Below are 4,584 nucleotides of genomic sequence, written 5' to 3'. Positions count from 1 at the left end.
GTAAGTAAAGTAATCGGCAAGTAATGATATAATTTTCAAACCGCGCCCCCGTCCCTCAAAATTATCTTCAAGTTTGGGGGTTTGCGCCAATTGAGCTTCTAAGTCAAAATCTGGGCCATAACTGTAAATCCGAATCTCTATATGTTCGTCGAACCTTACAGCTTCTATATCGATCGGTGTGTCAGGTGGCAGATCTTTATGGGCGTGTTCGACAATATTAGCAAAGCCTTCTTGAAGTAGGGTCTGACACTGCCACCAAATTTCCTTACGGATGGGAGGATGGTTTAACTGCTCAAACCATGATAAAACTTGGCCAGATGCAGTCAAATCTGTATTAACTTGAAGATGAATTTTTTTTAGCACTTTTAAGTCACCAACCTTTTCTAATGCAATAATAAACTGGAATAGATGTAATTTTTATTGAAAGTACTATGTTTAAAATTCTTATCGTTGATGATGACCACACCTTGCGCCTCCTGTTAAAAAGAACGCTCCAAAATCAGGGTTATGATGTAATCTTAGCAAGCAATGGTGAAGAAGGTATCGCGCAAGCGCAACTGCATCGTCCCGCTCTGATAATTTGTGATTGGATGATGTCGGAGATGGATGGACTAGAAGTGTGTCGCCGTATTAAAGCCGATCCGGAGTTATCAACTACATTCTTTATTCTGCTGACGGCGAAGGGAAAGGGAATTGAGAAGGAAGCAGTAGAGGAACGTGTTGAGGGACTTGATGCAGGCGCAGATGAGTTTGTTTCCAAGCCCGTTGAAATGGAAGAAGTGAAAGCGCGGGTGCGAGCTGGACTGCGGTTGTATGAATTGAATCAAAAGTTACAAACCGTCAACCAAGATTTCCAAATCCAAAAGCAAGCGTTGGAAAAAGCGAACCACAAATTACAAGCAGAATTGGATGAAGCGGCTGCATATGTGCGATCGCTCCTTCCCGTACCTCTCAAAGGAACTGTCTCCACTGAGGCGGTTTTTCTTCCTTCCGCTCGGCTGGGCGGCGATTGTTTTGATTTTTACTGGCTCTACGATGGGATTTTAGGTATTTATTTGCTTGATATATCCGGACACGGAGTCGGTGCGGCGCTGCTGTCAGTTGCTGTCCTGAATTTTTTGCGATCGCAACCCATCTCGGAAGTTAATTTTCTTCACCCCAACTTGCGACTAAAAAAGTCAGACGATTGAAACTTTTATACTAAAATTGCATATTTGCACAATCTACAGTTTTAATGATATTAATAACATTCAGACAGTTAACCTGCTCGTGGGGCAACAATATTTTTAAGCCGCTGCACGAGCCAACTAGCGGAGAAACTAAAAATGTCTGACCAATCGCGGAGAACCTTCGTGAAAGCCAGCGCAATCGGGGCAGGCAGTTTTTTACTCAGCCAGGGTATAGCCGGAGTAAGTAACAGTGCGGAGGCAAAAATGCAGATGACGGAGACGCAATCCAGAGGCTCCTACACAATGGAGCGAGTCAGCTTCACAAACGACGGCGTGGAAATGGTGGGTAATTTATACATTCCTGACGGGTTGACCCAACCAGCACCCGCCCTGCCGATTCTGGGCCCTGTAGCATTTGTCAAAGAGCAATCCCCTGTTCAATATGCTACCCGAATGGCAAGAGAAGGTTTTATATCCTTAGCATTTGACCCGCGTTTTCATGGCGAAAGCGGTGGGGAACCGCGCCGTTATGAAAGCCCACAAGCAAAGGTTTCTGACTTGAAAGCCGCAGTTAGTTATTTGCTCACCCGCCCAGAAGTAGATAAAGATAGAATTTACATTCTTGGTGTATGTCAAGGTACTAATTGGGCAATTCAGGCAACCACCGAAGACAGCAGAGTAAAAGCATTAGCGCTAGTGGCAGGTCATTATCTGACCAAACAAACGGCAGATGAATACAATGGCGGCGAAGAAAAGACTCTCGCTCGCATTGAACGAGCAAGGCAAGCAAAGGCTAAATACGAACAAACGGGTGAAGTGGAGTATATTCCCATTGTAAGTCTCGAAGATCCTAACGCTTTGCTATTACCAAAACCGATATATGAGTGGTACATCCGTTGGGCAAATCGCGGCCCAGCTTGGAATTTTCACGGGCTTTGGGAAAACCGCATTACTGCGATGAGCGAAGCAGAATTATGGACTTATCGTGTCGATGAAACCATCAAAAATCTCAACAAGCCGACATTGATGGTACACGCTGACAAGGCGGCAACCGGGCCGGTGATTCCTAAAAAAATATTTGAATTGATTCCCGCCAAAGACAAAGAGCTTGTTTGGTTAGGGGATAAAATTCAGTTTCAGTTTTATGAAGAACCGGAAACGATCGATAAAGCTGCAATCAACATTGCTGCATGGTTCAATCGCCATGTTTGATTAGCTAATTATCATAAATTTTGTAGGTTGGGTTGAAGTGACAGGATTTTAGATTTTGGATTTTGGATTTGCTTCGCAATGAGCGGAAGGATCTAGAAATTCGTTATTGTTAAACCCAACCTACAATTCTTACAATTACTTTTAGTAGATACGGGTACGATCGCACTCAGCAAAACCAACTATTGAGATGAAATTAGATATTCATATCAGAGCAGCTTTTCCTGAAGAAGACGCTCTCATTGCCGAACACTTTTATCAAATGTGGCTGGATAATGATGTGACAGCAAATAGTATCAAAACTGATTGGTTTAATATTACACTTGAATTTATCGATCGCGCTCGCAAACAACTTGCCTATCAAGCTTTTGTCGCCGAAGTCGAGCGTCGAGTTGTCGGTTCCGTAAGCTGTCAACTTTTTGCTGGCCTTTATCCCCATATCCTCACCGCAGAATATCGCCATTATGGATATATTTGGGGAGTTTATGTCGAACCGGATCGTCGCCGACAAGGAATTGCCAAGCAACTCACCACCACAGCAGTAAATTATCTCAAATCGCAAGGATGTACGAAAGCTATTTTACACGCTTCGCCATCTGGCTTACCTGTCTATTCCAGTTTGGGCTTTTCACCTACTAACGAAATGAAATTGGATTTAATTTAAACATTCCAGGAGATAACGTCATGAATTGGCAATGCGAAATCTCAGATATGAATGAATATTTGGCAACATCTGATGTAATTGATTTTGACGCTCCCAACATCCAAGCAATTGCCAATAAATTATCTCAACAGGCAAAAACTGATGTAGAAATAGCCAAAAAAGCTTATGAGTTTGTGCGAGACAATATCGCTCACTCTTGCGATATTAACGGCAAAGTAGTCACCTGCGAAGCTTCTAGCGTTTTAAGACACCAAGAGGGTATTTGTTTCGCCAAATCTCATTTGTTAGCGGCGATATTGCGCTGTATGGGAATTCCGGCGGGATTCTGCTATCAACGCTTGGTTTTCCATGACGATCGACCAAATTATTTAACTTTACACGGCTTGAATGCGATATACTTAAATAGTATCGATCGCTGGATTCGAGTTGATGCGCGGGGAAACAAAAAAGGCGTCCGAGCAGAATTTTGTTTGGATCGAGAACTGTTGGCATATCCTGTCAGAACAGAACTTGCCGAAATCGATTACCCAAACGTATATGCACAACCGAACCATCAGGTAGTTTCGGCGTTAAAAAACTATACAAATTTGCAAGATTTACTTGCCAACCTTCCTAGCAAATTGTAATGTTAGAGGATTAATCTTGGCTGTGCTTAACCAACCAATCTAATTCCTGCTGCATTTTAGTACGAACCATTTCATAACAAGTATTAACATATTCGCGATCGCGTGATGCCTCATCGCCGTAGCGTTCAAACACAATGGGAGGACAAACGCGAGTGTAGATACGCACCGGTAATGGAATATGAGGCAACGGGCCAATCGCCAATCCCCAAGGTAAACCCAGATAAATCGGAAAAACTTCCGGGTCAATACCGAAAAGCCAAGGTATTCCCCAGGAATTTAGCTGCTGCATTTGCTCGTGGACATCTGCAAGTACAATCAGCGTATCGTGTGCGCCATTAGAAATCACGGGAATAATCGGCACTTCCTCTCGCAGCGCTACTTTGATAAATCCTTTACGATCGGCAAAGTAGATTTGATGACGCATATGGTACGGTCGGAACAAATCTTGCGGGCCACCGGGATAAACCAACACGCTGGCATTTTGACGCAAAGCTGCGATCGCCATTTTAGGATGGGCCACGATCGCGCCGCATTTTACCGCCAGTTCGGCTAACGAAGGCGCTACCTGCCATGTGAGATGGTGCATCAATCCATAAACCCGGCGTTCGTAGCCAAAGCGCCGAAACCAGTCATACATCATCATGAACATATCCGGCGCAGCAATTCCCCCGTTGTGGGAACCGACGAACAAGACTTTTCCCTCGTCGGGAATATGATGCCAACCGCTCGTTTGCACCCGGAAATAGTTCTCGTACAGCCACCCCCATATTGGCATCATGGCTTGAATGACTTTTGGATCTCGTTGGTCTAAAGACCATCCCGATTTAGCTTGAGTGCGATTTTTCTGGTGCATCAGGGCATCTTAGCAGAAATTAGAACGAGTGGGGGAGTGGGGGAGTGGGGGAGTGGGAGAGTG

Annotated in this window: 6 protein-coding genes; 4 read left to right on the top strand and 2 right to left on the bottom strand. The window is 44.3% G+C overall.

The annotated features are described in order from the left end of the window. Nucleotides 1-363: ATP-binding protein (locus tag H6S82_RS19250; RefSeq protein ID WP_191056573.1), on the bottom strand; the 363-nt coding region annotated here is incomplete at its 3' end. 68 nt (nucleotides 364-431) lie between these two features. Between H6S82_RS19250 and H6S82_RS19245 the strand changes: the two genes are divergently transcribed. The 4 genes from H6S82_RS19245 to H6S82_RS19230 all read left to right on the top strand — a co-directional run bounded on the left by H6S82_RS19245 (nucleotide 432) and on the right by H6S82_RS19230 (nucleotide 3,668). Continuing rightward, entirely contained in the window at nucleotides 432-1,190 is a 759-nt protein-coding gene (locus H6S82_RS19245) for a response regulator (RefSeq protein WP_190461878.1), read from the top strand. A 135-nt stretch (nucleotides 1,191-1,325) separates the two neighbouring features. Further along, nucleotides 1,326-2,381, top strand: a complete 1,056-nt coding sequence (locus H6S82_RS19240) for an alpha/beta hydrolase (protein ID WP_190461880.1) — start codon at nucleotides 1,326-1,328, stop codon at nucleotides 2,379-2,381. 187 nt (nucleotides 2,382-2,568) lie between these two features. Next, a complete protein-coding gene (locus H6S82_RS19235; protein ID WP_190461882.1) occupies nucleotides 2,569-3,042 on the top strand; it encodes a GNAT family N-acetyltransferase in 474 nt (157 codons plus the stop codon). A 20-nt stretch (nucleotides 3,043-3,062) separates the two neighbouring features. Beyond that, entirely contained in the window at nucleotides 3,063-3,668 is a 606-nt protein-coding gene (locus H6S82_RS19230; RefSeq protein ID WP_190461884.1) for a transglutaminase family protein, read from the top strand. 10 nt (nucleotides 3,669-3,678) lie between these two features. On the opposite strand, the gene H6S82_RS19225 is transcribed toward H6S82_RS19230, so the two are convergent. After that, nucleotides 3,679-4,521, bottom strand: coding sequence for a lysophospholipid acyltransferase family protein (locus H6S82_RS19225; protein ID WP_190461886.1), 843 nt, complete (start codon nucleotides 4,519-4,521; stop codon nucleotides 3,679-3,681). Nucleotides 4,522-4,584: the final 63 nt, after the last annotated feature.

The sequence above is a fragment of the Planktothrix sp. FACHB-1355 genome (assembly GCF_014748295.1).
GTDB lineage: Bacteria > Cyanobacteriota > Cyanobacteriia > Cyanobacteriales > Aerosakkonemataceae > Aerosakkonema > Aerosakkonema funiforme_A.
The sequence above is the reverse complement of the archived record's forward strand: the minus strand, read 5'-3'. Positions and strand labels throughout refer to the sequence as shown.